This is a genomic window from Chitinispirillales bacterium ANBcel5 (assembly GCA_029688955.1).
Classification (GTDB): Bacteria; Fibrobacterota; Chitinivibrionia; order Chitinivibrionales; family Chitinispirillaceae; genus Cellulosispirillum; species Cellulosispirillum alkaliphilum.
This window is the reverse complement of record JARUKZ010000008.1, coordinates 61,079-87,344: the sequence shown is the minus strand read 5'-3', so window position 1 is coordinate 87,344 and position 26,266 is coordinate 61,079. Positions and strand designations below refer to the sequence as shown.

Genomic DNA, 26,266 nt, shown 5'->3' with positions numbered 1-26,266 from the left:
AGTAAAAACAACAAGCGATCAGCGGGGGAGCCATGAAGATCCTTCATACATCAGACTGGCACCTGGGGCGCTCGCTCTATGGCAGAAAACGGTATGATGAATTCGCTGCGTTTCTGGACTGGTTGGCTAAAACTATTGAGCAGGAGCGTATTGATGCTCTGCTTGTGGCCGGTGATTTGTTTGATACCAGCACACCCGCAAATCGCGCTCAGGAGCTCTATTACCGCTTTCTTTGTACTGTTTCAAACAGTCGCTGCCGGCATGTCGTAGTTATAGCCGGTAACCACGATTCGCCATCATTTCTAAACGCGCCCAAAGAGCTGCTGCGGGCTCTTAATGTACATGTGATCGGCTCCATGACAGAATCTGCTCAGGATGAAGTGCTATGCCTACTTAACAACAATACGCCTGAGGCGATCGTATGTGCCGTACCCTATCTGCGCGACAAGGATATCCGCACTGCTTTACCGGGAGAAACAATTGATGATAAAAATGCCCGGCTCATCGATGGAGTAAAACGCCACTACGAGACAGTCTGTGCGGTTGCAGAGAAGAAACGTTTGGAGTTTTCAAAGATGGGCTTTACTAACGTTCCACTCATCGCTATGGGGCATCTCTTTACAGCGGGGGGTAAAACTGTTGAAGGCGACGGAGTACGTGAGCTTTACGTGGGGTCACTTGCCCATGTAGGGATCGATCTGTTTCCATCATCGATAGACTATCTTGCGCTCGGACATCTTCATGTCCCTCAGGTAGTTGGGAAAAGGGAGCACATACGCTACAGTGGTTCACCTCTGCCGATGGGCTACGGCGAAGCAAATCATGAAAAAAAGGTGATTGTTGTGGATTTTAACGGCACCGCACCTGATATAAAAGAGATAAAGGTGCCGCTTTTTCAGCAATTGATTCGAATCGTTGGATCACTGGACGATATTCTCACAACGATCGAACAGCTTAAAACTGAAAACAGTGGGGCATGGCTGGAAATTGAGTATACAGGCAAAGATGTTGTTGGTAATCTCAGGGATATGCTCGATGAAGCAATAGCTGATTCTACAATGGAAATAAGGCGGATAAGGAACAGAAGGGCAATTGATCGGGTCATAAATAATATCTGTGAAGAAGAAACCCTTGATGATCTGGATGAAGGAGATGTCTTTGCCCGTTGCATGGATGCGTTTGATGTTACTGATGAAGACCGGGAGGAACTGACGCTTTCTTATAACGAAATACTCAGGTCTCTTCAAGAAGATGACAGGAACGCAGAATAGGAGCGGCTGATTGTGAAGATACTTGAACTGAGATTTAAGAACCTTAACTCCCTTTATGGTGAATGGATTATTGATTTCACCGATCCGGAATATGTTTCAAACGGCATATTTGCACTGACAGGACCAACAGGTGCAGGTAAGTCAACTATCCTTGATGCACTGTGTCTTGCGCTGTATGGCGCCACACCCCGGCTTGGAAAGATTACAAAGAGTGCAAATGAGATTATGTCACGTCAAACCGGTGAATGCTATGCAGAAGTGCTGTTTGAATCTCAGGCCGGTCGCTATCGGTGCCACTGGGAGCAGCGTCGGGCACGTAAAAAGACTGATGGCAAATTACAGGATCAGGAACATCAGATCGCCAATGGAGATACCGGTAAACTTATTGAGACAAAAAAGAGTCTGGTGGGCGCTGTTATAGAAGAGAAAACCGGTATGGACTTTGACCGGTTCACACGGTCGATACTCTTAGCACAGGGAGGTTTTGACACCTTCCTTAAAGCTGATGTTGAGCAGAAATCCAGGATCCTCGAACAGATCACCGGTACAGAGATCTATTCGGAAATCTCACGACGTGTTCATGAGCGGCAACGTGATGAACGTGAAAAACTCAGTTTGCTTCAGGCAGAAACAAAAGGCATTGTGATCCTTGAGCCTGAGTTCGAAAAAGAGCTGCAGAAGGAACTTGAACAGAAGCAAAAAGAGGAACAAGACCTAACCAATAAAGCAAATAGAGCTGCACAAGCGATTACATGTCTGAAATCGGTCGAAGAGCTGAAAAAGGAACTGGTCGGTCTTTCTGATGAATGGTCCCGATTGCAAGGTGATATCGAGGCATTCAAACCACAGCGTGAAAGGCTTGCCCGTGCACAGAAGGCAGCGTCACTGGATGGTATGTATGCGTCGGTCACAGGATTAAGAAATCAGTTGGCGTATGATCAGCAGTCGCTTAAAAAAGAGAAGGAGGCGCTTCCTGACCTGGAAAAGGCTGTAAGTAGTTTTGCTGAACGGCTGTTGTCGGCTGAGAAACACATAGTCAAAGCAAAAGAGGAGCTTAAAACCGCGGCGCCGGTTATTCAGAAAGTCCGCTCTCTTGATCAGTTGCTATGGCAGCAGAAAACAGCTATAAAAGAGTGTGAGGATGGTTGCAAAAAAGATGCTCAAAAGATCCATCGGGACAAACAGGAAAGAAAGACGCTGTTAGGAAAACTTACCACAGCAAAGCGGTCTTTGGAGAATACGGATCGGTATTTATCAGAACACTCACACGATGAGTGGCTGGTCAGTGGTCTGGCTGGGGTAGAGGAGCAGCTGGGAGCGCTTCTTTCCAGACAAAAGGAAATTGAGCAAAAGGAAACTGAGCAGAAAAAAGCTTTTGGCGTACTGGATGAGGCGACAAAAAAATCAGAAGAGAGCAAGGAACTGTGTAAGGTACGTAGCCGGGAACTCAATGACATAGTAAAAAGGTTGCAGCATAAAAAAGAAACTCTAAGCGAACTGCTGGCAGGGCGATTGCTGCGTGAGTATCGAACAGAGAAGGATACATTGCTTCGGGAGATGGCTTTTTTGGCAAAGATCTCAGAGCTTGAGGATCATCGCTCACGACTTGAGGATGGAAAACCCTGTCCGCTCTGCGGGGCACACGAGCACCCATTTGCACAGGGTAATGTTCCTGTCCCCGATGAGACTGAAAAGAGAGTTGAATCGCTTAACGGAATAATACAACAGGCAGAGAATCAGGAGGTTGCCATAAGGAAGCTTGAAGAGGAGCACGCTTTAGCACTTAAGCTTCTGACTGAATGTGAAAAGCGTGAAGCCGCCGCGGAGCACGAGAAAGGGATTGCCGGTAAAGCGGTGTCTGAGCTTAGGGAGAGCCTGGAGAGAAAACGATCTGAGTTAGCCGCCTTAAAAGTGGCTGCGTCTGAGAGGCTTAAGCCCCTTGGTATTACCGAGATCAGCGATGTTTCTTCACTGCTTCTATCATTAAAAAAACGTCTTGATGGCTGGTTGTCACATGCAAACAGAAAAAGTGATATAGAGAAATTGATTGCAACTTCGGAAAGTGATCTGAGGCGCCTGGATGCGGTTATCGAGACCCAAGATGATGTTTTAGATGAAAAGTATAAAAAGCTTGAGGCTCTAAAAAAAGAGTTTGCTGCAGGAGTGGAAGAGCGTAAGGCGCTCTTTGGTGAGAAAAGGCCCAATTATGAAGAACAATGTTTGAACCGTGCTATAAGTGATGCTGAGGAGGAAGAAAAAAAAGTCAGAGTGGCTAAAGAGGAGGTTCAGCGAAAGTTCAACGCTGCACAAACCCTTGTGGAATCACTAAAAGGTACTATAGTCATTAGAAATGGCGAGTTGAAAAACTCAGAATCGCAACTACATGCAGCACTGGAAGGTTTGGGCTTTTCTGATGAAAAGGAGTTTCTTGAAGCCCGGTTGAGTACGGACCAACAGCAGACTATCTCTCTAAAAGCAAAACAGATGGATGACCGGCAAACAGAGATCAGGGCGAAACAAATGGACCGTGAAACACGTTTGGCAACAGAAAATAAGAGAGTTACTACAGCTACACCACTGGAAGAACTTGAGCTGCAGCATAAAGAATATGAGTTATCACTGAAACAGATGCGTGAAACCATTGCAGGCATTAATCATAGGTTAAGGGAGAATGTTGCAGCAAAAAAACGTATCGAGGAGAAACAGTCCCTGATAGAGGCTCAGAAGGGGGAGTGTCGGCGCTGGGAGAAGCTGCACGGGTTGATTGGATCATCAGACGGAAAGAAATTCCGTAACTTTGCTCAGGGTTTGACATTTGAGTTGATGGTGTCCCACGCCAATCGTCAGCTTCAAAATATGACCGATCGATACCTGCTTATTCGTGATGACCAGGAACCCCTCGAGCTCAATGTAATTGATAACTATCAGGCTGGCGAGATCCGTTCGACAAAGAATCTCTCGGGTGGAGAAAGTTTTATCGTAAGTCTTACTCTGGCACTGGGGCTTTCCAGGATGGCCAGTCGCAAGGTTCGCGTGGATTCACTCTTTCTCGATGAGGGTTTTGGTACCCTGGATGAGGAAGCTTTGGAAACTGCATTGGAAACACTCTCGGGGCTTCAGCAGGATGGCAAACTGATTGGAATAATCTCCCATGTTAGTGCATTAAAAGAGCAGATCAGTACACAGATAAGCGTAACGCCGGTTTCGGGCGGTCACAGTGTGCTCGGTGGACCGGGGTGTGCAAGGTATAACTCAAGAGATAAAAATCAGAATGAAAACGAAGATATAGGGCGGGCCACAGAGAAAGAGTCTACTTTGGCAGTATAATTTAGGGTAAGCTGAAGGGGGTTAAACCCAGAAAGTTACCTTTATAGTGTTCGTTAGGGCATAGATACACAATTCCAGTATCATAGTGTATACTTCAGTACAGATACTAAGTAAGCAGGTTTCAAATCAGCAGAGAAACTATGCAAAAAAAACATTTTTTTCTTCATTTTCACTATTGCTGATTAATATTTTCTAAAAAAGACTTCGATCCCCACTCGTTTAATCCCCAATCTGAATAAAGGAGCCATACATGGAGATAATCATCACATCTGATTATGAGGATATGAGCAGAGTTTCAGCCGAATATATTGCAAGAGAGATAAAGAATAAACACGATTTGGTGTTGGGATTGGCTACTGGAGACACACCGATTGGTACTTACAAGCATCTCATTAACCTGCATAATGAAGAAGGGCTGGATTTTTCTAAAGTTAAAAGCTTTAATCTTGACGAATACGTCGGTCTTGCTCCGTTACATGTTAACAGCTATAACTATTTTATGCGGGAGAATTTTTTCAAGCACGTTAATATTAACCAGGAAAATGTGTTTGTACCTCAGGGGCATATTGATGATCCTGAGCAATTTAGTTTTTGGTATGAGTCGCAGATACAGAAAGCTGGTGGTATAGACCTTCAGGTACTGGGCATAGGACGGGATGGTCACATCGGGTTTAACGAACCCGGTTCGTCATTTGCCAGCCGCACAAGGGTAAAGGCTCTCTATAAACAGACAATCGAAGACAATGCGCGGTTTTTCAATCACATTGATGAAGTACCACGTTTTGCGGTAACAATGGGAATTGGAACAATTCTGGAATCACGTAAAATTCTGCTTATCGCGAACGGAAGGAGCAAAGCTGATGTGGTTGCGCAGTTTATTGAAGGCCCCGTGACTTCTCAGGTAACCGCTTCGGCCCTGCAGCTACACTGTTATGCAACGGTAATCCTTGATGAAGACGCTGCTTCAAAGCTTACCAGAAAAGAGTACTACAATTGGGTTCGGGATAACAAACATATGGTACAAAAGAGAGTGGGAAGGTAAACTGATAAGTTACAGTAACAAATTCAAGTTAACAGCATGAGTCCTACAAAAGGGGCCTGTGCTGTTTTTGTTTTAAGTGGTTCCTTTCGTAGGTTATTTGAATCGTTGTAACAAAACGACTTTTTGTGTTAGGAGCTGGCTTTCACTTCTTTATCAGACACCAGCAGAAATGCATTATATATTTTAATTAAAAAGGTGTTTCTACAGCTTAAAAAAGTTTATCCATTTATGGTAGTAAGAAACAAAGAACCATATATGTTGCTCTCAGGTAGGAAGCTCTCCTTTTACCTGTTATCGTTACTTTTTTCTTTATATGCACTTAATATTGTTCAGGTTCCATTAACAGTATTCACTCTCCTGGGTGGTGCACTTGCTCTGGGGTTCGGTTTTGGAAGTCAGAATATCATTAAAAATTTTATCAGTGGGCTTGTTCTCCTTGTGGAGCGGCCGGTTAAAACAGGTGACCTTATCGAACTAAACACTTCAATTGGAACGGTTTAAAGGATCGGTCTTAGAAGTGCCCGTATACGCACACCCAATAACGAGCACCTTATTATTCCCAACAGTAACCTGATAGAAAACCCCCTTATTAACTGGACTCTTAGTGATAAAATCGTTGGTTCCATTCTATACGCTTAAAAAGGGGGTTTTTGATACCCCCGTGATTCATGAGCTGCTTAGTGTTTTAAAGAATTCTGAATGTGAAAAAGAATATACAGAGGCGCAATTTTTTGAAGAGAACAGCAAGAAAATGCTGCATTTTAATGCCAGATTTATGAAAATGGGGGGGCAGGTACCCGCCATATTTCTTCTTACAATAGAGGATACAACAGAGTTACATCAATCAAAACATAAGTACCACCAATTGGTTGAAGAGATAAGCTGCGTTATTATTACTGTTGACCGTGATGGTTTAATCACAAAGTCTAACCATTTCAGCGAAAGAGTGTTTGGTTACAGCTGTAGAGAGCTTATGGGAAAGCGGTTTGTAGGTACCATTATACCTGATGATGGAAAAAACAATTTTTTCATAAGAGAACTATTGCAAAGTCCCTATGAGCACTACCACAACGAGAGTGAAGGGGTACGAAAGGACGGCAGCATAATCAACTTTTCCTGGAGTGCAAGAGCTGTACGTGACTTATCAGGAGAGGTGGTTGAAATCATTATTGACGGTAATGATGTCACCGAACTGAAAAATGTACGAAGAGAATGTGAAGAAAGTACCTCTGCGCTAAATGCTTTGCTTGAGTTTATTCCTGAAGGTATCATGATTACCGATTCTAATCATGTGCTGTTGAGAGTCAGTAGGTACCTGGAAAAAATACTAGGTGTACCGGTTATTGACTTACAAAATTCAAGCGAAACTGCATTGCTTCAAAAGCTTAACCTTCAGTGGCCCGATGGATTACGACTGAACCGTCCTGGTGATATACCCCTTTCAAAAGCAGTAATTACCGGTGAAGTGTATAGTGGAAACGAACTGGCACTCAAAACTAACGGGCAAACAAAGCATCTTCAGGTAGATGCGGCCCCGATACGCGATTCAAAATTTAAAATAATAGGAGCCATAGGCAACTGGAAGGATCTAACAGAGCAAGCCAAAGTATCAAAAAGTCAAATTTATGAAAGCGAAACCAAGTTCGCTAATTTTTTTTATAGCAGCCCGGCCTTAATTTCGCTGATGCGTGTTGAGGATGACAAATTTTTGGATGTTAATGATGCTTTCTGTAACCTTACCGGGTTTTCAAGAGGTGAGCTGATTGGGCATTCTCCTCTGGAGCTTGGTATCACCACACCTGAGGCGATGGAGAGAGTAAAACAACAAATCGTTTCAGGAGGCAGAGTATACCTTCAGGATACGGTGATGCGCACCAAAGATGGTGAAACGTTAGATCTGCTCTTTTCCGCTGAAGTTGTTGAGCTGGGGGGCACGAAGGTGTTTATATCTTCTGCTGTGGATATTACAGAACGCAATCGGTCTCAGGAGGAGCTTCGTCGGGCACACGAACTCCTTTACAGCATTGCGCAGGGAACAGATGATCTTATTGCAGCAGAGGATCTGGATTTTCGTTTTCTGTTTTTAAATGAACCATTCAGGCATGATTTCGATAAGTATTGGGGAAGAGAGGTAAAAGTGGGAATGAGTATGTTAGATGTCATGGCACCCTGGCCGGAGGAGCAGGCTAAGGCAAAAAAACTGTGGGGAAGGGCAATGAAAGGAGAAGCCTTTAGGGAGATAAAGGAATTTGGTCCCACACAAGAGAAAAAACAGGTTTATGACATTCGTTTCAATCCCCTTCGCAATAGTCAGGGTCAAATCATGGGCGCAGCACAAATCGTGCGCAATGTAACTGAACTGTTTCGTATGCAGTGGCAGCTCGAAGAAGCTAACCATTCGCTGGAATCCTTCTCCTACTCTGTATCCCATGATCTGCGAAATCCACTAAGTATCATTGGGTCTTTCAGCCACATTATCTTAGAGGAATACGCCGAGTGCTTGGATAAAGAGGGGCAGGAGTACCTGCGCAGGATCGAAAATGGTGTAGAAAAAATGCAGCGGCTTATAGATGATATGCTTAAGCTTTCACGCGTCAGCCGACAAGAGGTAAACCGAGATGATGTTAACCTCAGTGCTATGGTAAAAGAGATTACAGAGGAGCTGAAAAAAGATCATCCCCAAAGAGAAGTGGAGTTTGTTATTGAAGATAATGTACACGCCAGGGCAGATGACGGTATGATACATATGGTACTCGAAAATCTTCTCAGAAATGCCTTTAAATTTACCTCAACACGCCCTATTACCAGAATTGAATTTGGAACAACTACAAGCAATGGCACTAAACGCTTTTTTATCAGGGACAATGGAATAGGGTTTGATAAAGGCTCTTCACAGATCATTTTTGAACCTTTCAGGCGTATACATGCAGAGAAAAAGTATGGTGGTACCGGGGTCGGTTTGTCTATTGTACGAAGAGTTATTGAGCGCCATGGGGGTAAAGTGTGGGCAGAGGGGGAGCCTGATAAAGGGGCTGTGTTTTATTTTACTTTGCCCTAAGAGTTAGGCTCAGGGGGCTGAGGTAAACAGACGCTGCGGTTAGGGATGAAGCGATCTTTCAAACTTACGTGTCGCCGTCGCTATGAAAAATCGTTTTAATAATGGTACCCACTTTTCTTATAAGTTTCTATGATCAATAGACGTTGCACACTTGGGGCTAACGGGTGATCGTGTGTCAGATAAACGCAAACATTTTTTTTTGACCAGTTACTTTTCCACTGTCGTTTTCGCCTGTAGTATCAGCTATAGCTTCTTTTATTTTACCTTTAAAAACAATGATTATGGCATAGAAGTTGTGGAAACAAATAGCAGCAAAGTTCGCAACTTAAAAACAATAGGAAGCATAAGTTTAAAATAATTAGATGTTTCACTTTCGTGTTGGGTAGATAAGAGAACATGAACTATTTTAAAATCATGAATAATGATAATAAAACGAGGTATAAATTCCAGACTAAAACAACTGTTGCTCTGACGATTCTGCTATATACCTTTATCAGTATTACTTCCCATTTACCTGCATTTCATGATCATGGGTTTAATGAGCATGAAACCTGCAGTGAAGAAAAACATATATGTAATCACTCTGAGTACACTGAATTTGAACAAATTGCTGCCCCTGAGTGCAATGATGATAAGCATAAAAAAGATTTATGCTCCCCATGCATGTGGCAGGCAATGGCTAAACGAAATACAGCACTATTTCAAGTCGCCAATCTCATCTCTTACCACTTTCAAAGTACTATCAGGCCAAAGAAAACTGTAGTTTTTTCAGACATCTCCTATCTACTACCCGGATCTCGTGCTCCACCTCTGTTTTGAATTGTAACAACTCCGTAATAAGTTTTAAGATCGCAGATAAGCATTGTTAAACAGATAGAAGCTATTTGTGCGTTAATTCCTATTGTCTAAACAAAAATACAGAACAGGAGTATACAATGAAATTTATACATATGGTAGTACAAGTTTTTTTCATAGCAATAGTTGTTTTATGGGCTACTGGCTGCAATGACTCATCAACATGTGTTCATGGTGACCACAGCGATTTCGGTATAATCGAGCATGGGTGTGATCACATGACCGATGAAGGGGTGGTCATTGAGGCTGCTTCAACTCATCCTGGTCTGCAACTGGAGGATTTTTACCACACGCTCTTCAGGGTCGTTCTTACCGATATAGAGGGGGGTAAAGGCGGCTATATCTATTTAGGCCCCGATATCACCGGAGATGTGTTTGTAATGACCAGCGAAGATGTGCCGCTTGAAATAACCAACAGCACAGCCGAAGGTGTTGCACAATCAGAAATTGAGAGAACATTCACTGCACAGCAAATCGCCGAAGAGACTGGTTGTGAATTGATAAAAAAAGCGATTGTTTTTAGTGCAAACCCTGGTGAAAACATTATAAAAATTGGGCCCACAGCATTTGATACTGTGGAAGTAATTATTGAGGAGGGCAGCCATGGGCATAGCCATTAATCGAACGTCGTTCCGGGCTTTGATTATTGGTGCCTTTGTGGCTACATCGGTTTTAGGTTCACAAGTATCTCCAACGTGGCAAAATCCAAACGTTGGGTTGACTGTAGATGCTGTCACTGATGTGCATGATGCTTCGGGTTCCTGGAAGAGCCCGGGGCTCATCCTGCGAGAGGCGGAATTGATAATCAGTGCCAATATAGATCCCTACGCCTCTTTGGTGGGAAATGTACTGTTTTCCCAACAAGGAGCAGAATTGCATGAGGCATTTGTTCAATTCCCGCTGTTGCCGTTTAATCTTAAATTAAAGGGCGGATTGATGCTGGCCAATTTTGGCAGGTGGAACCGTTTTCATACCCATGCTTTGCCCTTTATATCTGAGCCGCGTATCCACAGGGAATATGCCGGAGGTATGATGGGGCTTAGAGGTATAGAGTTATCATGGTTGGTACCAATACCCCATTATTTAGAGGTTACTGCTTCGGTTTATGACCTTATTGATGGGCATACCCACGATTTCGATCCGCCCGATAACGCTCAATATTTTACTGCAGATAGAGTTGCTGAAATGATCGGCGCGGTTCCCCACGGTGGCCATTATGACTATGAGGATCGCCATATATATGATGAGAGCGAATTGTATGAAATAGCAAATGAAAAACTGGGACTGAATCTACCGATCCCCAACAACCCTACTGTTTACAGGGGGCTAAGAAGCCCGGAAGATTATGCCTACGGTGGTCGTATAACAACCAGCTTTGAATTTGGCACAGAGCTGAGTGCCGATGTAGGAGGCAGTATATTATATCAGGGACAATGGAAACAATCTTCGCGTTCCGATCAAGGTTTTCCAGACTTCTATAATAAATTACTATGGGGTGCAGATGTAACCTTTTTCTGGCACCCTTTACACGCGAATCAATATCGTAACCTGCAGTTGGGGTTTGAAGTAATTGGCAGTAAGGAAAGTTATGAAAGTCTGTACCCTACAAGCCAAATTATTGAAGGGTTTCGAACCGGCGGAATCGCTCACATCGACTATCAGCATACAGAACAGTGGCATGTTGGAGGGTTTGGGAGTCTGTTTCAGTCTAACGATCTCAATAACGATCTAAGAATTCATGCCGGGGGATATATAACGTTTGTAATTACTCACTTTCAGTATTTACGTCTTGAATACAGCCGCTATGAGTATCCGGGATATTTAGACGGGGTGAATCGCATTATGCTTCAGTATGATGCTACTATTGGATATCATACGCACGGGAGGCAAAGATGAAAATCATACTTTGTATATTAGTTGTACTTATGCCGCTAACGATTCTCAGAGCAGGTAAACTGAATGTTGTTGCTTCTGTTCCTGATCTGGGCGATATGGCAGAGCGTATCGGTGGGGATAAAATAAAAGTAACTACCCTTGCCACGGGACGTGAAGATTTTCATGCGGTCCCGGTCAGACCAAGTTTTTTGCCCATCCTTAACAGAGCAGATATTCTGCTCACCCTTGGGCTGGATGCGGAACATGCTTGGTTACCTGCTCTTGTGAAAGAAGCCCGTAATCCTAAAATTATGAAAGGAAGAGAGGGGTGGGTAGAGGTGTATAAGGGGATTACTGTTTTAGGTATTGCGGATATTATCGACCGCAGCGAAGGTGAACAGCACCCCAGAGGTAACCCTCATTACAATATAGGACCGCAATGCGGAACTGTTATGGCTCAAAATATCTATGATGCACTATCTACTGCTGCTCCTCAACACAGAGAACTGTTCAAGGCAAATCTTGGTTCCTATATGGAAGAGATTGACAGTACTATCATAGTTCTCAAAGAGCGAAGCTCTGCCCTTAGCGGCATTGCCGTAATTGATTATCACCCTGATCTGCCCTATTTAGCTGAATTTTACGATATGGAAATAATCGGACATATCGAACCCAAAGCAGGTGTTTCACCCACAGCTGCACATTTGAGAAGTCTTGAAGCAGAGGCAAGAAAACGTGACGTAAAGTTGATTATTCATAATCAATCTCAATCACCGAGAATACCGCAAAGGCTGGCGCGCAATCTTGGCCTTCCGGTTGTTGAAATAGCAAATGCGGTGGGTGCTAAAAGAGAGATTAAAACATGGCTTCAGTTGCAGGAATATAATAACCGTATTTTGCTTGAGGCTTTGGGAGCGGATAGATGACCTCATCACCTCTTCTCAGTATCAGGGATTCGAGCTTTGGGTACTTCTCAGGAATGATTTTCACTCCAGTAATCTCTAACATATCTTTCGAGCTTGCTTCCGGACAGTTTGTCGTTTTAGATGGTTCAAATGGATGTGGAAAATCCACTATTATCAGGGCCCTTTTGAAAATGGGAGCCCATTTTAAAGGTGATGTTTCATTAAATATACCCAGAGCTGAGATTGGCTATGTTCCCCAGGATGCCGCTGTGGAGCTTAGTGCTCCTATAACGGCTATAGATGTAATTAAGAGTACTTTCCCCTTTGGGGGTGTATCGATGAGAACTATAAAATATGTATTGAACCGAGTAGGTCTTGAAACTAAAGGTCATAATCGCTACGGTGCTCTCTCCGGGGGGCAACGCCGTCGTGTACTTTTAGCACGAGCCCTTGTTTCTGATCCCAGGTTAATCATACTTGATGAGCCCACTGCAAATATCGATCAAGCTACTAAAATGGTGCTCGAAGAGTTGCTTGTGGAGCTTACTAATTCTGAGGACAAGGCTGTGCTTGCCACATCGCATGCACCACATTGGGCAAAGGAAGCCAGGCGTATACAACTTGAAGAGAATGTAAAAAAATGAGTGACTTTCTATTTACCTTTCAGTTTGTTCTTGTACCGTTTTTTGTTTTGTCAGTGTTTGCCACCATTTTACCCGCAGTCGGCTCAGCTCTTTACATGAGAAATGAAGTGATGTTGGCTATCGCTTTGCCTCCGCTGACAGGAGCTGCTTTGACCTTAGGTGTTGCCTTAGGTCTTTCACCAGAAAATCACATTGCTCTTATAACGTTTTCGTTTATCGTAGCTTTTGTTGTTGTGTCAATTCTTGGTAGCATTCGGGTTTCGCGAATAAAGCGCCAGATAATCCTGGCCTCACTGTTTGCCGGTGGAAGTGTAATGACACATCTACTGATGAGTATCTCTACACAAGCCCACAATCATCTAAGCTTTTTACTGACCGGTGAATTGCTTTCCTTAGGAATGTGGCAACTTATCCAAACTGCATTTCTGTGTCTCTCTGTTTGGGTGCTGCTTTTATTCTTCAAAAATGCGGTTTTTTCCTACTGTATTGATGAAGAATTGATGCGTCTGAGGACAGTACACTTCTCCCTGTTCACTATTCTTTACCGGATTATAATTACAGTACTTATCTCTGCTTCAGTTCTCTTTATCGGACCCTTGCTTACATCTGCACTGCTCATCTTTCCGGCGTTACTCTCAGATACAGGGAAGAGCTCGATCAGCATCTTTTTTCTCATCGCGGTAGTAATGGGGCTTACAGGTTCAATCACTGGCTTTATTGCAGGAGTAGCAGCGGATATACCACCCGCTTATAGCGCATCGGTGGCAATTGTAGTTTTGGGCATGGTGCTCAGAACAGGTGTTGTTGGTGTTGGATATGTAAAAGGCCGTCGCTCCCAACGACCCTGATTTTTTAGTACTTTCAAACAGCTCATGCTGAGTGGTCAACCTATTGTAAATCATTTATGCTATAGGATCATTTCAGTACCAATTTCGCTTTCTTTGGGTGTTTCAAAATTTGAAACACTAATTTGTACCTTTGAATGTTATTTGCTTTCAATTGTTACTATTTTATAAGCAGTGTTTTCTGGAAAACAAGGCCTGCTTTTTTTTGAAAATCATAAAAATAATAACGGTTGGGGTAAACTAATACCAAAGGAACAATGATGAATACTAAAAAGAATGCTTTTTTGTTGATTGCATTATATTTAATTACTCTGTTTGCTGGATGCTCACAAAACCCTGCATCGATTGAAGTTGAAGAGAACACCGAAACTATGGGAAACACTTATCAGCACAGAGCAACCTGGGACGAGGGTATAAAAATACCAAATGTGCAGACCAATGTTTTTTCATCTGTTGGTGAAGGGGTAATGACTGGAGACTGGGAGGGTGGTGCCTGGGGATATGTTTATAAAACATGGGAAGTTCACGGGCTACCTAGTGTGCACCAAACAGGTATAATTTACTGGCTTATTACAAGTGGTCAACCCTCTGATATTAGTGATGGTAACAGAGAAGCAGGTAATGGATCTATAGGTGTTGAAATTGTACATTCTGGCTTTTATGAATATGATTATGGCTCAACTGATCCTCAAAGGAATAGAATAATCAGAAAAATAGGTGATATTCCATATGAAGTAAGTGTTGAAAATCCTTTAATTGATGTACGATTAATTGAAGGGAATCAGGATATAATTTACAGTACGACTCGAGAGGTCGTTTATCGTAATAGGAAAAATCAGTTTAGTATCGTTCCTGGTATAAAAACTGTGGTTGGATTAATTCCAAAAGCAAACAAGGTTGGCGCGGTTGTTTCGACATTTGATGGCCTTTTAGGTTTCGGTGATATGTTTAGCACAGCAATTGAAGAGAGTAATGATAATTATTTGACCTACGATCAAGATCTCGAGGGTAATAGTAATCGGTTCGGTAATGGAGTAGCATTTAGGGGTACACAGTTTTCTGCAAAATGTAATTTAAGCAGGCCCAAAGAACGATTTAAATACACAGTGGTTCCTTTTGCTCCATATGATCAGGGTATAGCTATGGGTGAAAGAAAGATTCAGCATTATTTAGAATTTGACGTTGTGTTTGGAGGTAACAAAGAAAAAATAACCTTTGAACGTACCAGGTCATATAGATATTCAGGAAATAATGGGTATTATGTACCCTCAGTAAAAATAAAGAAATTTTCTGATAACCCCTATGCTAATTGGAACACGCGTGTCAATGAGCCCTTAAAGGTAAACGTAGAAGCGACTAATTGTAGTCATATAGCACTTTTTGTCAATAACAGGTGGAAATCAACTGTTGAATACTCAGGGGACTGGGAGAATGAAAAATGGGACGGAGTTCTGGAATGGGTACCAGATGCAACCTATGCAGGCAGAAACGTTGAAATTAAAGTTGTTGGAAGAAATGGACGGGAAAGTGATAACCTGACCTGGACACATGATGATGCATTTAACATCGAGATTAGAAAAAATTATAATGTTGTTTTATATGGTGATGTCAATGGTGATGGTCAAATAGATTCGAATGATTATATATTGCTTCAAAGATATATTCTTGATCATGAGGTTGAAAACTTCAATAAGCAAGCTGCTGATCTTAACGGTGATGGATATATCGATAGTACCGATTTAGTGTTACTAAGAAGATATATTCTCGAAATGATTGATGAATTTCCTGTCGAGAGGATGTAGTAGAAGTATTAGTGCTAAGGAAGAGGTAAATGGAGGCGTTTTGGAACCAAAAAACGTCTCCTTTACTATCAGACGAGTGAAAACGCAGGGAGCTGCCCGAGCTTCAGATTCATAACGTAATATTCCCTAACATCACCTCAAAACAGATCGACATGTTTAAACAGAACTGGATTCCTTTTCCCGAGATTACATCAGGTTTAATACGCTCACATCAGGGCACGAAGAAGAAACTACAACGCTAAAACGCTGTTCAGAGATCTATTTTACTATTTATATAAGATGGGATGGATTAGTACCACTTTGCGGGCATATTCATTGGTACAGTGATGTTGAATGGGCTGGTGATGTCCATAAAAACTCGATCCAGGATCTATGGAACTGTTCCAGACTTACTGAAATCCGTAATGCTCATCACGGAATGGATCTTGCCTGTTTCGAATTCTGTAAACGATACTCTAAAACGCAGTATTCTGAAATAACCAAACAAAACATAGTAAAAACATAACAAACATTGTAATCCAGTAATAAGCAGGTTTAGATCAGTTGGCAAATGGCTCTCAAATCATATGTAACAAAGCGGGCAAAATCCAAACTCGTGTTTCACACAAAAGTCTGTCAGGGTTCAAAAATCGGTTAATGCATGTGCCTCAAGATTGAAAGATAAAGCATTGTCCAGCATGGGGTAGATGCGCTGGGTTGCGGCAGAAAACACCAAAGCAGTATGCAAAATGCTTTTAATCATAGCGTTGGGTAGTAGATGTAAGCTGCGAAAAAAGGTTTTGGCTAGTAGCAGAGGCCCGGTCCCGGGCCTCGTAAAGCATACTCAATAATTAGGTGCTAACAGCTAGTAGGCGAAAAAACTTAGTCTCTGCTTCTAAGCTTAGCCAGAAGCCTTAAAATCTCAAGATACAGCCAGACAAGCGTTACCATCAGGCCAAATGCTGCATACCATTCCATATACTTAGGGAGCCCTCTTTTTGAAGCGTTTTCGATGAAATCGAAATCAAGCACAAGGTTCAGTGCTGCGACTACTACCACTACACCGCTTATACCTATAGAAAGGGTAGAGTTTCCGTGAAGAATACCGGTGTTTACGCCAAAAAAACCTAAAATAAAGCTGCCCAGATATACTAGCATTATGGCGCCCGTAGCAGCAATTACCCCGGTTTTAAACTTTTCTGTAGCCTTAATTATACCGGTTTTATAGGCCATAAGCATCACTAGCAGGGTCCCGAATGTGAGTGAGACGGCAGTTATTACTATCCCCGGATACATCTGATTAAACATCATGGATAGTGCGCCAAGCAAAGCTCCCTGAAGTACAGCGTAGAGAGGAGCTGTAACGGGCGCCCACTCTTTTTTAAAAGCGGTGATGAGTGCTATCACAAATCCGCCCAGTGCGCCAATAGGGATAAAAGGCATACCAATGGATGGGTTTGTCCAGGTCACCGAGGCCATAGTGATTACAATTAAAAGCAATAAACCGGATTTGTTCACGGTTCCGTTCATGTCCATGACTTCCTGGCCTGCTCTGCTATACTGCTCCTGAAAAACTTTGGTTGAAAGTGCCGGATTGGATGATCTCATATTTTGGGCTCCTTAGGGTAATTTGAGAGTTCTATGATGGTTTGAGTACAGTAAAAATATTATAAAAAAGGCAACAATATACAGAAAAAGCATAGATTAGAAAAAGTTTTCTGTGTGCTGGGATACGATACATTAAATTTCTCTTTTTTTTTAAAATATATCCCCCCTTTGGGCGTTATTAGTCTGAGAAATCACCCTGGGAGAAAGTCTGCAGGGGCCGGATGATCACCGTTAGGATCAGTAAATACTTTTTATTTATTTATTTATTTTAGGAGCATACTTTTATGAACAGATTCAGAAAGTACTTGAGATGGCCCACTGTAGTAGCAGGGCTTCTTGTGATAACATCACTATTGGTAGCTGGTTTAGGTCAGGCGCCGATGTTTGGTGCCGGTGCATCACAGGTAGAGACGATCGATCTTACCGAAGAAGATATGGTCAGTTTTGTTGAAGTTAACAAACAGATGATTGAGTTGCAGGTAGAAGCAGAAAAAGAGATGGTTGAGATAATTGAAGAGCAGGGGTTTAGCATTGAAAAATACATCGATATAGTTACTGCAGAAAATAACCCTGAAGCCGAAAGTGTCGCAACGGGTGAGGAGCTTGAAAAGGCACAGGAGATTTCCGGGAAGATGGAAGCTCTTGATCAGCAACTGCATCAAAGGAGCCTTGAAATAATAGATGAAGGAGGGCTTACACCCGAACGTTATAATCAGATCGCTATGAGTCTTCAAAACAGCCCGGAGTATCAGGAAAGGTACAATGAGCTAATGGAACAAGAGCTTGGATAATAGATTACTTCGTTTCGTTTGAAACTAGACTAGAAAAGCCGATACTCTGCACAGCAAGATGTCGGCTTTTTTTTGCTTATGTTTTGAATTTCATTCTCGGCTCAGGGGCATAATAATTGCAATTTTTAGAGTATATAAAGAATTTTGGATTTGCTCTTTTTGTACAAGGGGGATAAGATTATGAGTAATTATCCAAATCCGGTTCTTCCCCTGAACAGTGAGATTCCCGATTTCTGGCTTCCCGATTACAGAGGAGCTATTATTCCTAGAGATCATCTGACCATGGGTGCTCAAGCTGTTCTTATCATGTTTATATGTAACCACAGCCCCTATGTAAAACATATAAGGGAAGTAATCAAAAAACTGGCAAGTGAGTACCAGACAAGAGGGGTAAATATTGCTGCAATAAATTCAAACGACATTACGCTTTCACCCCAAGACTGTCCAGAAAAAATGAGCGAAGAGGCAAAGCTTCACAACTACCCGTTCTATTATCTTTTTGATGGTACACAGGAAGTGGCAAAAGCATTTGGAGTAGTTTTTATGCCTCATTTTTTCATTTTCAACAAAAACGGTCACCTCGTATACCAGGGACAAATGGATGAGAGCAGGCCAGGAAATGGTGTGCCTGTAACGGGTGCTTTGCTCAGAGATGCTTTAAATTCGGTTGTAAAACACAAAAAAATCAAAACCTCTCAGACAGATACTTTCCCCGGTTGTGCCATCAAATGGCACGATGATACTCTTCCAGCATATGTTCAGGAATACCAGCGCTACCTTAGTACTAAGGATAAAACATCAACTGATCAGGAACTTTGTTGTGAGCGCTATCTGGAGCGAACAAAAATCGTTTAGCAGGCGCCTCTTAGGGGGCGCTTTTTGAGTGGTTTTGTAAAAAATCTAAAACAACCTTTCTTAATACCGCGCCTCTTAAATACTTAGTGTCCTTTGATACCGTATTTATATTTGGTGCAATCAATGCAAAGCCACGGGTTTCGTTTATTCCAGGACCGGCATGTGCTCCGTTTTCACTGGGGAAACTAAGCGGCGGTTGACTGGGGCTCCAACCTGAAAATACAAAATCCCCCGAATGAGGGTGCTTAACCAAATTCAGTAGATCGGAGCAAAGTTCGTTCAAGAAGGGATGGTCTTCACCTACTACCTTTGCGGTATCTTCCGGCAGGTGCCATTTGCCTTCACTGTTCCAGGCTATAACTTTCCCCGATCTCTCTACCCGCATAACCAAAGGGAGGTTGCCTTCGTGTACCAGAGCCCGCGCAATATGATCCATACGTGATGAGGAGATTTTTTTTGGCAAATAGATGTGTCCAACCGGCCCAACTGCTATAATCCTTCCAGGTGATCGCTCTTCTCTAAAGCTATAAAGATGACCGTCAGATAATCGGTTTATAAACTGTATTCCCAAAAGTGCGATTCTTTTAAGTTGAATACTTTCAGAAATGCTTCCGTTTGATACATTTTTTATTCCTGAGTTTCTGAGAATCTGAGCGGCTGCACTTTGAACAGACCTGCCGTACTGTCGTGTGTAAGAGATTGTTTGTTCCTGTCCATGATCGGAATAAACCAGAAGCGTGTAGTTGCGTTTTGATGATTTTTTGCTACCATTGTGGATTCTGCGAATCGCATCATCTATTCCCTTTAAGGTCCAGTGGGCAAATCGGGATGAAGGGCCTCTGCGGTGTGCCTGCTCATCATAACCCAGAAAGTTACAGTGTATGATTGGAAGCCCTCTTGATGCATCAATTATGGCATTTGCAGTGATAAGCTCCCGTAAAAGAACGCAAATACCTACTCTTGCCGGAACAAACTCTATCTCTTTCCATAAACTTTCCCTCTGTATTATTCCTCTGAAAAAATCAAAAATAGCCAGAAAAAATTCGACTATAAAAAGAATTAACGTTCTGACAATCATAAACCCATGAAGAAACAAAATCGATAACAGTGTACGGGGGTTTATGAGACTCAGGTAAAATTTTATTCCATTATCAGTGGAGCAAAAGCCTGACTTTATGCTGTCGGCGCTATATACATTTAAATAGGAGCTTCCACCCTTAAGAAGCGAATCTGCCTTTTGCTTAAGTTCTCGTTGAATGCGACGTGAGGTTTTGGAACTTAGCATATTACAGTATTCACCGGTTTCTTTATTTAAGTATCCAAAAGCGGGTACAGCAGTTTTTTCACCGAAAAAGATTTCGGCCTGCACTCCCGGGGTGCTCGAAGGGAGACCGGAGTAAAATGAATGGAGCGAATACTTCTTTTTTGCTAGAAGTGAAGCCAAAAATGGCATCTTTGAGGAGCTGAGTGCTTTTTGGAACTGTTTCATCCCTAAGCCATCAATTTGTAGCATAATGATGCCCTGAGGCAATTGTTCTCTTTTTGTTTCCCTCAAAAAAAAACTCCCTTTAGATTCCCTGGTATTATCTGCAAACTAAGAGAGAGACAATAACTGTGCCAAAGATTTCTCTGTCCCGGTAAATTTTTTGGCATGGGAGTTGCAGTTTTGCTTTGATCCTTTCAGGAAAAACCATCGAGTTAAATGCTTAAACATGAGGGGCTATATGAACACTCAGGAGATACTTTCTGCCATGGAAACAATCATAGATGAGTCTAAAACGGCTGTTTTAGCTACCGTTGATCAGGATGAAAAACCTCATATCCGCTGGGTTATTCCGGGAGTCTTAAAAAATCGTCCGGGGGCTCTTTATACAGTTACTGCACTGAAATTCTCAAAAGTGGAACATCTCCATAGTAATCCTCATGTGGAAATGATGCTTCAGTCTCCTGCACTGGATAAAGTCATAAACGTAAGAGGAGTGATGAATATTCTTGAAAATCCTTCCATAAGAAAAGAGGTTCTTGAGGCTATCGGCTCAAGACTGGCAGCGTTTTGGAAAGCAAATGTAAGTGAAGGGGAGCTTGTGGTGCTTGAACTGGTGATTGATGAGGCGATGTACTATACACCTATGAATGGTACTCGCGAAACGGTTAAGTTTGAAGCTAAGGCATAGAAGTCTCTTCATCTAAGGAGCTTAAAGAAAATGCAAATGCGAGAAGTTAAACAATATGACAGAACGATGCTGCTCTCTCTCTTAAAACAAATGCTGCTGATCAGGCGTTTTGAAGAGAAGGCCTCACAAATGTATGGCTTGAGAAAAATCGGTGGGTTTTGTCACCTCTATATAGGACAGGAGGCTTCAGCGGTAGGGGCTATAGCTACTCTCGATCTCAAAAAAGATTACGTGGTATCAGCATACAGAGATCATGGTTTGGCTATAGCAAGTGGAATGGAATCCAGTGTCCTTATGGCTGAACTGTATGGAAAAGTAACCGGCTGCTCGAGAGGTAAAGGGGGGTCGATGCATTTTTTCGATAAAGAGAAGCATTTTTTGGGGGGCAATGGAATTGTAGGTGCTCATATCCCAACCGCAACAGGTGTAGCTCTGGCGATCCGTTACAGAGAACAGGATGGCGTGGTGCTTTGTTTTTTCGGCGATGGAGCGATTCATCAGGGTTCGTTTCACGAAAGTGTGAATATGGCAAAAATCTGGAACCTGCCGGTCCTCTACATTTGCGAAAATAATCAGTACGGTATGGGGACCGATTATCGCAGAGTAAGTGCGGTGACCGATTTTTCTGTTATGGGAACATCGTACGGTATTGAAGGTAAGCAGGTAAACGGCATGGATGTCCTTGAAGTGTATGATGCTGTGGGGGAGATGGTGCAAAAGGCACGCAAAGAGCATGCGCCTTCACTACTTGAGCTTAAAACCTATCGCTATAAAGGGCATTCAATGAGTGACCCGGCAAGGTATCGTACAAGAGAGGAACTGGATGCATTCAGGGAACAGGATCCGATTCTTCTTTTGAAGGCTCGGATGATAAGGGATCAACGTTTAACAGAAGAAGAGTTTCTGGGTATGGATGCTGAGGTAAAAAAAGAGTGTGAAGAGGCTGTTGAATTTGCCCGGGAGAGTGAAGAGCCGCCTCTTGAATCTATATACCAGGATGTTCTTGCCTGAAAAAAACAGGGGATAAAAAATGGCACAAGTAACATTCAGAGAAGCGCTGCGCCAGGCAATTGATGAAGAGATGCAGCGGGATGAAACGGTCTTTCTTATAGGTGAAGAAGTAGCGCAGTACCACGGAGCCTACAAAGTGAGCCAGGGTTTACTTGAGAAGTATGGTTCAAAACGGGTAATAGATACTCCCATTTCAGAGGAAGGATTTACTGGAATAGGGATAGGTGCAGCTATGGTGGGTTTACGACCTATCGTAGAATGGATGACGTTTAATTTTTCTCTTCAGGCACTCGATCAGATCTATAATAATGCTGCGAAAATGCGTCATATGTCTGGGGGACAGTTTAAAATACCCGCTGTGTTCAGAGGCCCTAATGGGCCGGCAGAATTTCTGTCTTCGCAGCACTCACAGGCTTTGCAGTCCATTTACTGTCACTGTCCGGGTTTAAAAGTAATGGCTCCTTCAAATCCTGCCGACGCTAAGGGCATGCTAAAAACCGCTATCAGGGATGATAACCCGGTACTATTTCTTGAAAGTGAACTTATGTATAATTGGAAGGGCGAGATAAAATCTTCAGAAAGCCTTATACCGTTTGGGGAAGCAAATGTGGTCAGGGAAGGTGAAGATGTGACTATACTGGCTTTTTCAAAACCTGTCAGACTTGCACTGGAAGCTGCAGAAGAGCTTGCAAAAGAGGGACTTGAAACTGAAGTGATTGATCTTCGGAGTTTAAGGCCGGTTGATGAGCAGGCTATCTATACCTCAGTGAAAAAAACCAATCGCTGTGTTGTTTTGGACGAAGCGTGGCCCTATGCCAGTGTCGGCTCTCATCTGTGCTATCTTGTTTCAAGTAATTGTTTCGACTTTCTGGACTCTCCAGTTGAGTTGGTATGTTCCGAAGATGTTCCGGTACCTTATAATCACCGCCTGGAACTGGCAGTGTTGCCATCCGTAAGAAAAACCGTGCAGGCGGCAAAGAAAAGCGCCTATATGGTCTGATAAGGAGAAAAAATATGGCTGAGAAACTGGTAATGCTTGCTCTTTCCCCCACTATGGAGATAGCTACTGTTGCAAAATGGATTAAACAGCAGGGAGAGGCTTTTTCTGCCGGTGATGTATTATGTGAAGTAGAAACAGATAAAGCCACCATGGATTATGAGGCTAACAGTGATGGAACCATTCTAAAAATTATTGCTGGTGAAGGGGCTAGGGTAAAGGTTGGAGAAGTAATTGCAATCGCAGGGAGTCCCGGAGAGGATATTTCGGCTTTGCTTAAACAGATAGAAGGGGAACAGGAAAAAGAAGCAGAACCTGAGGGGGCTATCAGAGAGCAAGCTGAGATAGACGGAGTGCATAAACAGTCTAAAGGTGATGGTAAGCAAAAACCGCCCAAAGGGGTAAAGGCATCACCACTGGCAAGAGAACTCGCCAAAAAAAACAGCATAGATATCACTACGGTTCATGGTACTGGTCCGCAAGGGCGGGTGATAAAGCAGGATATTGAAAGAAGGATTAAGGAGAAAGAGGCGGCTAGTACCGCTCCGGTTACATCTTCTGCAATGAGGGAGGAAAAAATTCCCCATTCTGAGCGTAGAAGAGTCATCGCTCAGAGGCTTTCCCAGTCTATGTTTACTGCTCCGCATTTTTATCTTTCGGTAAATGTATGTGCTGATTTGATAGTGGAAGCCAGGCGCAACTTAAATGCAAAAAGAGACCAAAAAATATCTCTCAATGCATTTTTAATTAAACTGGTGGCTGAAGCGCTACGTCAATATCCTCAGGTTAATTCAACCTGGCAGGATGATGCAATACGGCATTTCGGCGCGGTCGATATAGGACTTGCAGTAGCAGTTAAGGATGGACTGGTGACCCCGGTGGTACGTAACTGTACTTCAAAGGGAATACTTACTATTGATGAGGAGTTGAGGGGGCTGGTTGAAAAGGCACGTAAGGGTAAGCTTTCGCTTGAAGATTACACTAATGCAACATTTACTATAAGCAATCTTGGATCGTATGGGGTGCGTCACTTTACTGCAATAATTAATCCACCAGGTTCCGCAATACTTGCGGTGGGCGAGGTATTTAAAGAACCAGTTGTTGCTCAAAACAAAGATATAGAGGTGCAGTCTACGATTATTCTGACGCTTTCCTGTGATCATCGGGTAGTAGATGGAGCGTTGGCAGCAGAGTTTGCGGCGACTTTAAAAGAGGTGTTTGAAAATCCGGTAAGTATGTTGTTTTAACCGTAGTATCAAAAAGGAGGCGTACTATGAGTTATACGCCGCCTTAGGGAGATCTTTTAGCATCCGCAACAGTCGTCATCATAGTGGGGTTTTTGTTTGCGGTGACTGAGACCGTAAACCAAAGTAACAATAAATGCCACTACAGCAACAATTGCAGCGATTTTTATAGTGTTTGACATTTAACCTCCTAAAAAATGCATGGCTTATTTTCAAAATAATACAAAGCCCTGAAATGGGCAAGAGATTGAACATTTGCTAATTATACCATTAAGTGCTTAATTGAGGCAAGCCTGAAGATAGTACCTTTAAGCTGTACAGAACAAGTTAATATCTACTGAATATGGCTTTAGTGGCTGTATCAATTAAACAACACGGGCTCTGCAAATAGAGAGTCCCGTGTTTTCAAAAAGGAGGTATCAATGTCTCTTAGTTACGCGCTTATTTCTTTTTGTGGCGGTTTAAGCGGCGTGCTTTTTTTCTTTTATGTTTATTGATCTTGGCTTTTCTTTTCTTTTTTACACTCGCCATTTCGACGGACATCCTTTCATTTATTGTGCTTAAAAGCTTTAGAGAATTGTATAAAATGCATTTTGCGGCCTATTTCAGTCAAGAAACTAATTTAAAACCTCGTTTTTGAGATAAAAAAAATCACTTTTGGGCAGAAAAAAAGAGGTTTTGCATCGAATGATTATCGTTTAAAGGGGCCGTATGATGTTTCTTAAATAATGTTTTATAACCTCAGTGTGCAAATCGTATCTTTTAGAACTATATATAGAACGTGAAACGATCCGGAAATGTTTTTTTTTCGGTCTAACCCACAAGGAGTAATCCGATGGCAAGAAAAAACGCTTCGTCCAGTGTTGATGCTGAGAGCAAAAATAAGATAAATGCAATCGAGCAGGCGGTGGGGCAAATAGAGAAACAGCATGGTAAGGGCTCAATCATGCGCCTTGGAACCGCAGGCTCAAATATTAATGTACCGGTAATCCCTACAGGATCAATATCCCTTGATACTGCCCTTGGAGTTGGTGGATTTCCCAAGGGTAGAGTAATTGAGATCTATGGGCCTGAGTCATCCGGTAAAACCACTGTTGCGCTTCATGCCATAGCGAATGCGCAAAAACAGGGGGGGATTGCTGTTTTAATTGATGCTGAGTACGCTTTTGATGCAGCTTATGCTAAAAGTCTGGGTGTAGACATAGAAAATTTACTGGTTTCTCAGCCAGATACTGGTGAACAGGCTCTTGAGATTGCTGATACCCTTATCCGCAGTGGCGCAATCGACATTATTGTGGTAGACAGTGTTGCTGCACTGGTGCCTGCAGCCGAAATTGAGGGGGAGATGGGGGACAGTCACATGGGCCTTCAGGCAAGGCTTATGTCTCAGGCTCTCAGAAAACTAACCGGAATTCTCTCCAAGTCAAAAACCGCTCTGATCTTTATTAATCAGCTGAGAATGAAAATTGGTGTGATGTTTGGTAATCCGGAGACAACTACCGGGGGGAATGCCCTTAAGTTTTATTCTTCGGTACGTATTGATATTCGTCGGATTGCCGCTATAAAGGATGGTGAGAATGTGGTTGGCAATCGTACCAGGGCAAAAGTGGTGAAAAACAAGGTGGCTCCTCCCTTTAAAGAGGCCGAGTTTGATATTCTTTACGGTAAAGGGATATCATTTGCCGGTGATATTCTTGATCTTGGGGTGGATCTTGGCATAGTCGATAAAAGTGGAGCGTGGTTCTCCTATGAGGGTGAAAGACTTGGTCAGGGCAGAGAGAAGGCCAAGGAGTTTCTTATGGAAAACAAAGACATCCTCTCCACTATTGAAGCCAAAGTACGGGAGCGGGTGGAGGCTAAACGTGCCGTGGTTCCTGTGGAGGATCAAGAGCAGAAGGAAACTGTGCAGTAACTTCTGCTTACATTCAGGTAAAAAATTGAAACACTTATAATAACATTTTTTTCGGGTATTGATGTAATCGA

The 26,266-nt window shown here is 42.7% G+C and carries 22 protein-coding genes and 1 pseudogene; 19 read left to right on the top strand and 4 right to left on the bottom strand.

The annotated features are described in order from the left end of the window. Nucleotides 1–32 precede the first annotated feature (32 nt). The 12 genes and pseudogenes from QA601_06270 to QA601_06215 all read left to right on the top strand — a co-directional run bounded on the left by QA601_06270 (nucleotide 33) and on the right by QA601_06215 (nucleotide 15,624). Complete coding sequence (locus tag QA601_06270) at nucleotides 33–1,271, top strand: exonuclease SbcCD subunit D C-terminal domain-containing protein (protein MDG5814672.1); 1,239 nt, start codon at nucleotides 33–35, stop codon at nucleotides 1,269–1,271. A 12-nt stretch (nucleotides 1,272–1,283) separates the two neighbouring features. Continuing rightward, the gene (locus tag QA601_06265; protein ID MDG5814671.1) at nucleotides 1,284–4,598 is read left to right on the top strand and encodes an AAA family ATPase; all 3,315 of its coding nucleotides are present in this window, start codon (nucleotides 1,284–1,286) and stop codon (nucleotides 4,596–4,598) included. A 250-nt stretch (nucleotides 4,599–4,848) separates the two neighbouring features. Beyond that, complete coding sequence (gene nagB / locus QA601_06260) at nucleotides 4,849–5,640, top strand: glucosamine-6-phosphate deaminase (protein ID MDG5814670.1); 792 nt, start codon at nucleotides 4,849–4,851, stop codon at nucleotides 5,638–5,640. Nucleotides 5,641–5,895: 255 nt separating this feature from the next. Further along, nucleotides 5,896–6,279: pseudogene (locus QA601_06255) on the top strand (mechanosensitive ion channel). Further along, complete coding sequence (locus QA601_06250) at nucleotides 6,245–8,698, top strand: PAS domain S-box protein (GenBank protein ID MDG5814669.1); 2,454 nt, start codon at nucleotides 6,245–6,247, stop codon at nucleotides 8,696–8,698. Before QA601_06255 ends, QA601_06250 begins: the two are co-directional and overlap by 35 nt. A 396-nt stretch (nucleotides 8,699–9,094) precedes the next feature. Beyond that, nucleotides 9,095–9,517, top strand: coding sequence for a hypothetical protein (locus QA601_06245; GenBank protein ID MDG5814668.1), 423 nt, complete (start codon nucleotides 9,095–9,097; stop codon nucleotides 9,515–9,517). A gap of 116 nt (nucleotides 9,518–9,633) precedes the next feature. Continuing rightward, on the top strand, nucleotides 9,634–10,173 hold the full coding sequence (locus QA601_06240) for a hypothetical protein (GenBank protein ID MDG5814667.1): 540 nt from the start codon (nucleotides 9,634–9,636) through the stop codon (nucleotides 10,171–10,173). After that, on the top strand, nucleotides 10,157–11,449 hold the full coding sequence (locus QA601_06235; protein MDG5814666.1) for a hypothetical protein: 1,293 nt from the start codon (nucleotides 10,157–10,159) through the stop codon (nucleotides 11,447–11,449). Before QA601_06240 ends, QA601_06235 begins: the two co-directional genes overlap by 17 nt. Beyond that, nucleotides 11,446–12,354: a metal ABC transporter substrate-binding protein gene (locus QA601_06230; protein MDG5814665.1), complete on the top strand. Its 909-nt coding sequence runs from the start codon at nucleotides 11,446–11,448 to the stop codon at nucleotides 12,352–12,354. Before QA601_06235 ends, QA601_06230 begins: the two co-directional genes overlap by 4 nt. After that, entirely contained in the window at nucleotides 12,351–12,977 is a 627-nt protein-coding gene (locus QA601_06225) for an ATP-binding cassette domain-containing protein (protein ID MDG5814664.1), read from the top strand. Before QA601_06230 ends, QA601_06225 begins: the two co-directional genes overlap by 4 nt. Then, the gene (locus QA601_06220) at nucleotides 12,974–13,825 is read left to right on the top strand and encodes a metal ABC transporter permease (GenBank protein ID MDG5814663.1); all 852 of its coding nucleotides are present in this window, start codon (nucleotides 12,974–12,976) and stop codon (nucleotides 13,823–13,825) included. The genes QA601_06225 and QA601_06220 overlap by 4 nt, the downstream gene beginning before the upstream one ends. A 254-nt stretch (nucleotides 13,826–14,079) precedes the next feature. Beyond that, a complete protein-coding gene (locus tag QA601_06215) occupies nucleotides 14,080–15,624 on the top strand; it encodes a dockerin type I repeat-containing protein (protein ID MDG5814662.1) in 1,545 nt (514 codons plus the stop codon). 861 nt (nucleotides 15,625–16,485) lie between these two features. Here QA601_06215 and QA601_06210 read toward each other — a convergent pair. Continuing rightward, nucleotides 16,486–17,211 carry a Bax inhibitor-1/YccA family protein gene (locus QA601_06210; GenBank protein MDG5814661.1) on the bottom strand — a complete coding sequence of 242 codons (726 nt, stop codon included), beginning with the start codon at nucleotides 17,209–17,211 and terminating at the stop codon, nucleotides 16,486–16,488. Between the two features lie 284 nt (nucleotides 17,212–17,495). On the opposite strand from QA601_06210, the gene QA601_06205 reads away from it, so the two are divergent. Beyond that, entirely contained in the window at nucleotides 17,496–18,002 is a 507-nt protein-coding gene (locus QA601_06205; GenBank protein MDG5814660.1) for a DUF4168 domain-containing protein, read from the top strand. A gap of 180 nt (nucleotides 18,003–18,182) precedes the next feature. After that, nucleotides 18,183–18,857, top strand: coding sequence for a thioredoxin family protein (locus tag QA601_06200; GenBank protein ID MDG5814659.1), 675 nt, complete (start codon nucleotides 18,183–18,185; stop codon nucleotides 18,855–18,857). Between the two features lie 10 nt (nucleotides 18,858–18,867). Here the strand turns inward: QA601_06200 and QA601_06195 are convergent, their stop codons facing one another. Further along, the gene (locus QA601_06195) at nucleotides 18,868–20,412 is read right to left on the bottom strand and encodes an alkaline phosphatase family protein (GenBank protein MDG5814658.1); all 1,545 of its coding nucleotides are present in this window, start codon (nucleotides 20,410–20,412) and stop codon (nucleotides 18,868–18,870) included. A gap of 169 nt (nucleotides 20,413–20,581) precedes the next feature. Between QA601_06195 and QA601_06190 the strand changes: the two genes are divergently transcribed. Genes QA601_06190 through QA601_06175 form a run of 4 tightly spaced genes read left to right on the top strand, consistent with a single transcriptional unit; the run spans nucleotide 20,582 to nucleotide 24,286 of the window. Beyond that, on the top strand, nucleotides 20,582–21,031 hold the full coding sequence (locus tag QA601_06190) for a pyridoxamine 5'-phosphate oxidase family protein (protein ID MDG5814657.1): 450 nt from the start codon (nucleotides 20,582–20,584) through the stop codon (nucleotides 21,029–21,031). Between the two features lie 30 nt (nucleotides 21,032–21,061). After that, nucleotides 21,062–22,042, top strand: coding sequence for a pyruvate dehydrogenase (acetyl-transferring) E1 component subunit alpha (pdhA, locus tag QA601_06185; GenBank protein MDG5814656.1), 981 nt, complete (start codon nucleotides 21,062–21,064; stop codon nucleotides 22,040–22,042). Nucleotides 22,043–22,061: 19 nt separating this feature from the next. Beyond that, the gene (locus QA601_06180) at nucleotides 22,062–23,042 is read left to right on the top strand and encodes a pyruvate dehydrogenase complex E1 component subunit beta (protein ID MDG5814655.1); all 981 of its coding nucleotides are present in this window, start codon (nucleotides 22,062–22,064) and stop codon (nucleotides 23,040–23,042) included. Nucleotides 23,043–23,056: 14 nt separating this feature from the next. Next, nucleotides 23,057–24,286: a dihydrolipoamide acetyltransferase family protein gene (locus tag QA601_06175; protein MDG5814654.1), complete on the top strand. Its 1,230-nt coding sequence runs from the start codon at nucleotides 23,057–23,059 to the stop codon at nucleotides 24,284–24,286. A gap of 56 nt (nucleotides 24,287–24,342) precedes the next feature. Here the strand turns inward: QA601_06175 and QA601_06170 are convergent, their stop codons facing one another. Beyond that, nucleotides 24,343–24,465 (bottom strand): hypothetical protein, encoded by a 123-nt coding sequence (locus QA601_06170; GenBank protein MDG5814653.1) that lies wholly within the window; start codon nucleotides 24,463–24,465, stop codon nucleotides 24,343–24,345. Nucleotides 24,466–24,724: 259 nt separating this feature from the next. After that, complete coding sequence (locus QA601_06165) at nucleotides 24,725–24,814, bottom strand: AURKAIP1/COX24 domain-containing protein (protein MDG5814652.1); 90 nt, start codon at nucleotides 24,812–24,814, stop codon at nucleotides 24,725–24,727. 304 nt (nucleotides 24,815–25,118) lie between these two features. Between QA601_06165 and recA the strand changes: the two genes are divergently transcribed. Then, nucleotides 25,119–26,195 carry a recombinase RecA gene (recA, locus tag QA601_06160; protein ID MDG5814651.1) on the top strand — a complete coding sequence of 359 codons (1,077 nt, stop codon included), beginning with the start codon at nucleotides 25,119–25,121 and terminating at the stop codon, nucleotides 26,193–26,195. Nucleotides 26,196–26,266: the final 71 nt, after the last annotated feature.

Coding starts and splice junctions, on each gene's coding strand:
- QA601_06200 (MDG5814659.1), top strand. CDS start 18,183: ATGAGTAATTATCCAAATCCGGTTCTTCCCCTGAACAGTGAGATTCCC.
- recA (MDG5814651.1), top strand. CDS start 25,119: ATGGCAAGAAAAAACGCTTCGTCCAGTGTTGATGCTGAGAGCAAAAAT.
- QA601_06240 (MDG5814667.1), top strand. CDS start 9,634: ATGAAATTTATACATATGGTAGTACAAGTTTTTTTCATAGCAATAGTT.
- QA601_06230 (MDG5814665.1), top strand. CDS start 11,446: ATGAAAATCATACTTTGTATATTAGTTGTACTTATGCCGCTAACGATT.
- QA601_06220 (MDG5814663.1), top strand. CDS start 12,974: ATGAGTGACTTTCTATTTACCTTTCAGTTTGTTCTTGTACCGTTTTTT.
- QA601_06180 (MDG5814655.1), top strand. CDS start 22,062: ATGGCACAAGTAACATTCAGAGAAGCGCTGCGCCAGGCAATTGATGAA.
- QA601_06165 (MDG5814652.1), bottom strand. CDS start 24,814: ATGGCGAGTGTAAAAAAGAAAAGAAAAGCCAAGATCAATAAACATAAA.
- QA601_06225 (MDG5814664.1), top strand. CDS start 12,351: ATGACCTCATCACCTCTTCTCAGTATCAGGGATTCGAGCTTTGGGTAC.
- QA601_06215 (MDG5814662.1), top strand. CDS start 14,080: ATGATGAATACTAAAAAGAATGCTTTTTTGTTGATTGCATTATATTTA.
- QA601_06205 (MDG5814660.1), top strand. CDS start 17,496: ATGAACAGATTCAGAAAGTACTTGAGATGGCCCACTGTAGTAGCAGGG.
- nagB (MDG5814670.1), top strand. CDS start 4,849: ATGGAGATAATCATCACATCTGATTATGAGGATATGAGCAGAGTTTCA.
- QA601_06235 (MDG5814666.1), top strand. CDS start 10,157: ATGGGCATAGCCATTAATCGAACGTCGTTCCGGGCTTTGATTATTGGT.
- QA601_06270 (MDG5814672.1), top strand. CDS start 33: ATGAAGATCCTTCATACATCAGACTGGCACCTGGGGCGCTCGCTCTAT.
- QA601_06170 (MDG5814653.1), bottom strand. CDS start 24,465: ATGTCAAACACTATAAAAATCGCTGCAATTGTTGCTGTAGTGGCATTT.
- QA601_06175 (MDG5814654.1), top strand. CDS start 23,057: ATGGCTGAGAAACTGGTAATGCTTGCTCTTTCCCCCACTATGGAGATA.
- QA601_06245 (MDG5814668.1), top strand. CDS start 9,095: ATGAACTATTTTAAAATCATGAATAATGATAATAAAACGAGGTATAAA.
- pdhA (MDG5814656.1), top strand. CDS start 21,062: ATGCAAATGCGAGAAGTTAAACAATATGACAGAACGATGCTGCTCTCT.
- QA601_06190 (MDG5814657.1), top strand. CDS start 20,582: ATGAACACTCAGGAGATACTTTCTGCCATGGAAACAATCATAGATGAG.
- QA601_06210 (MDG5814661.1), bottom strand. CDS start 17,211: ATGAGATCATCCAATCCGGCACTTTCAACCAAAGTTTTTCAGGAGCAG.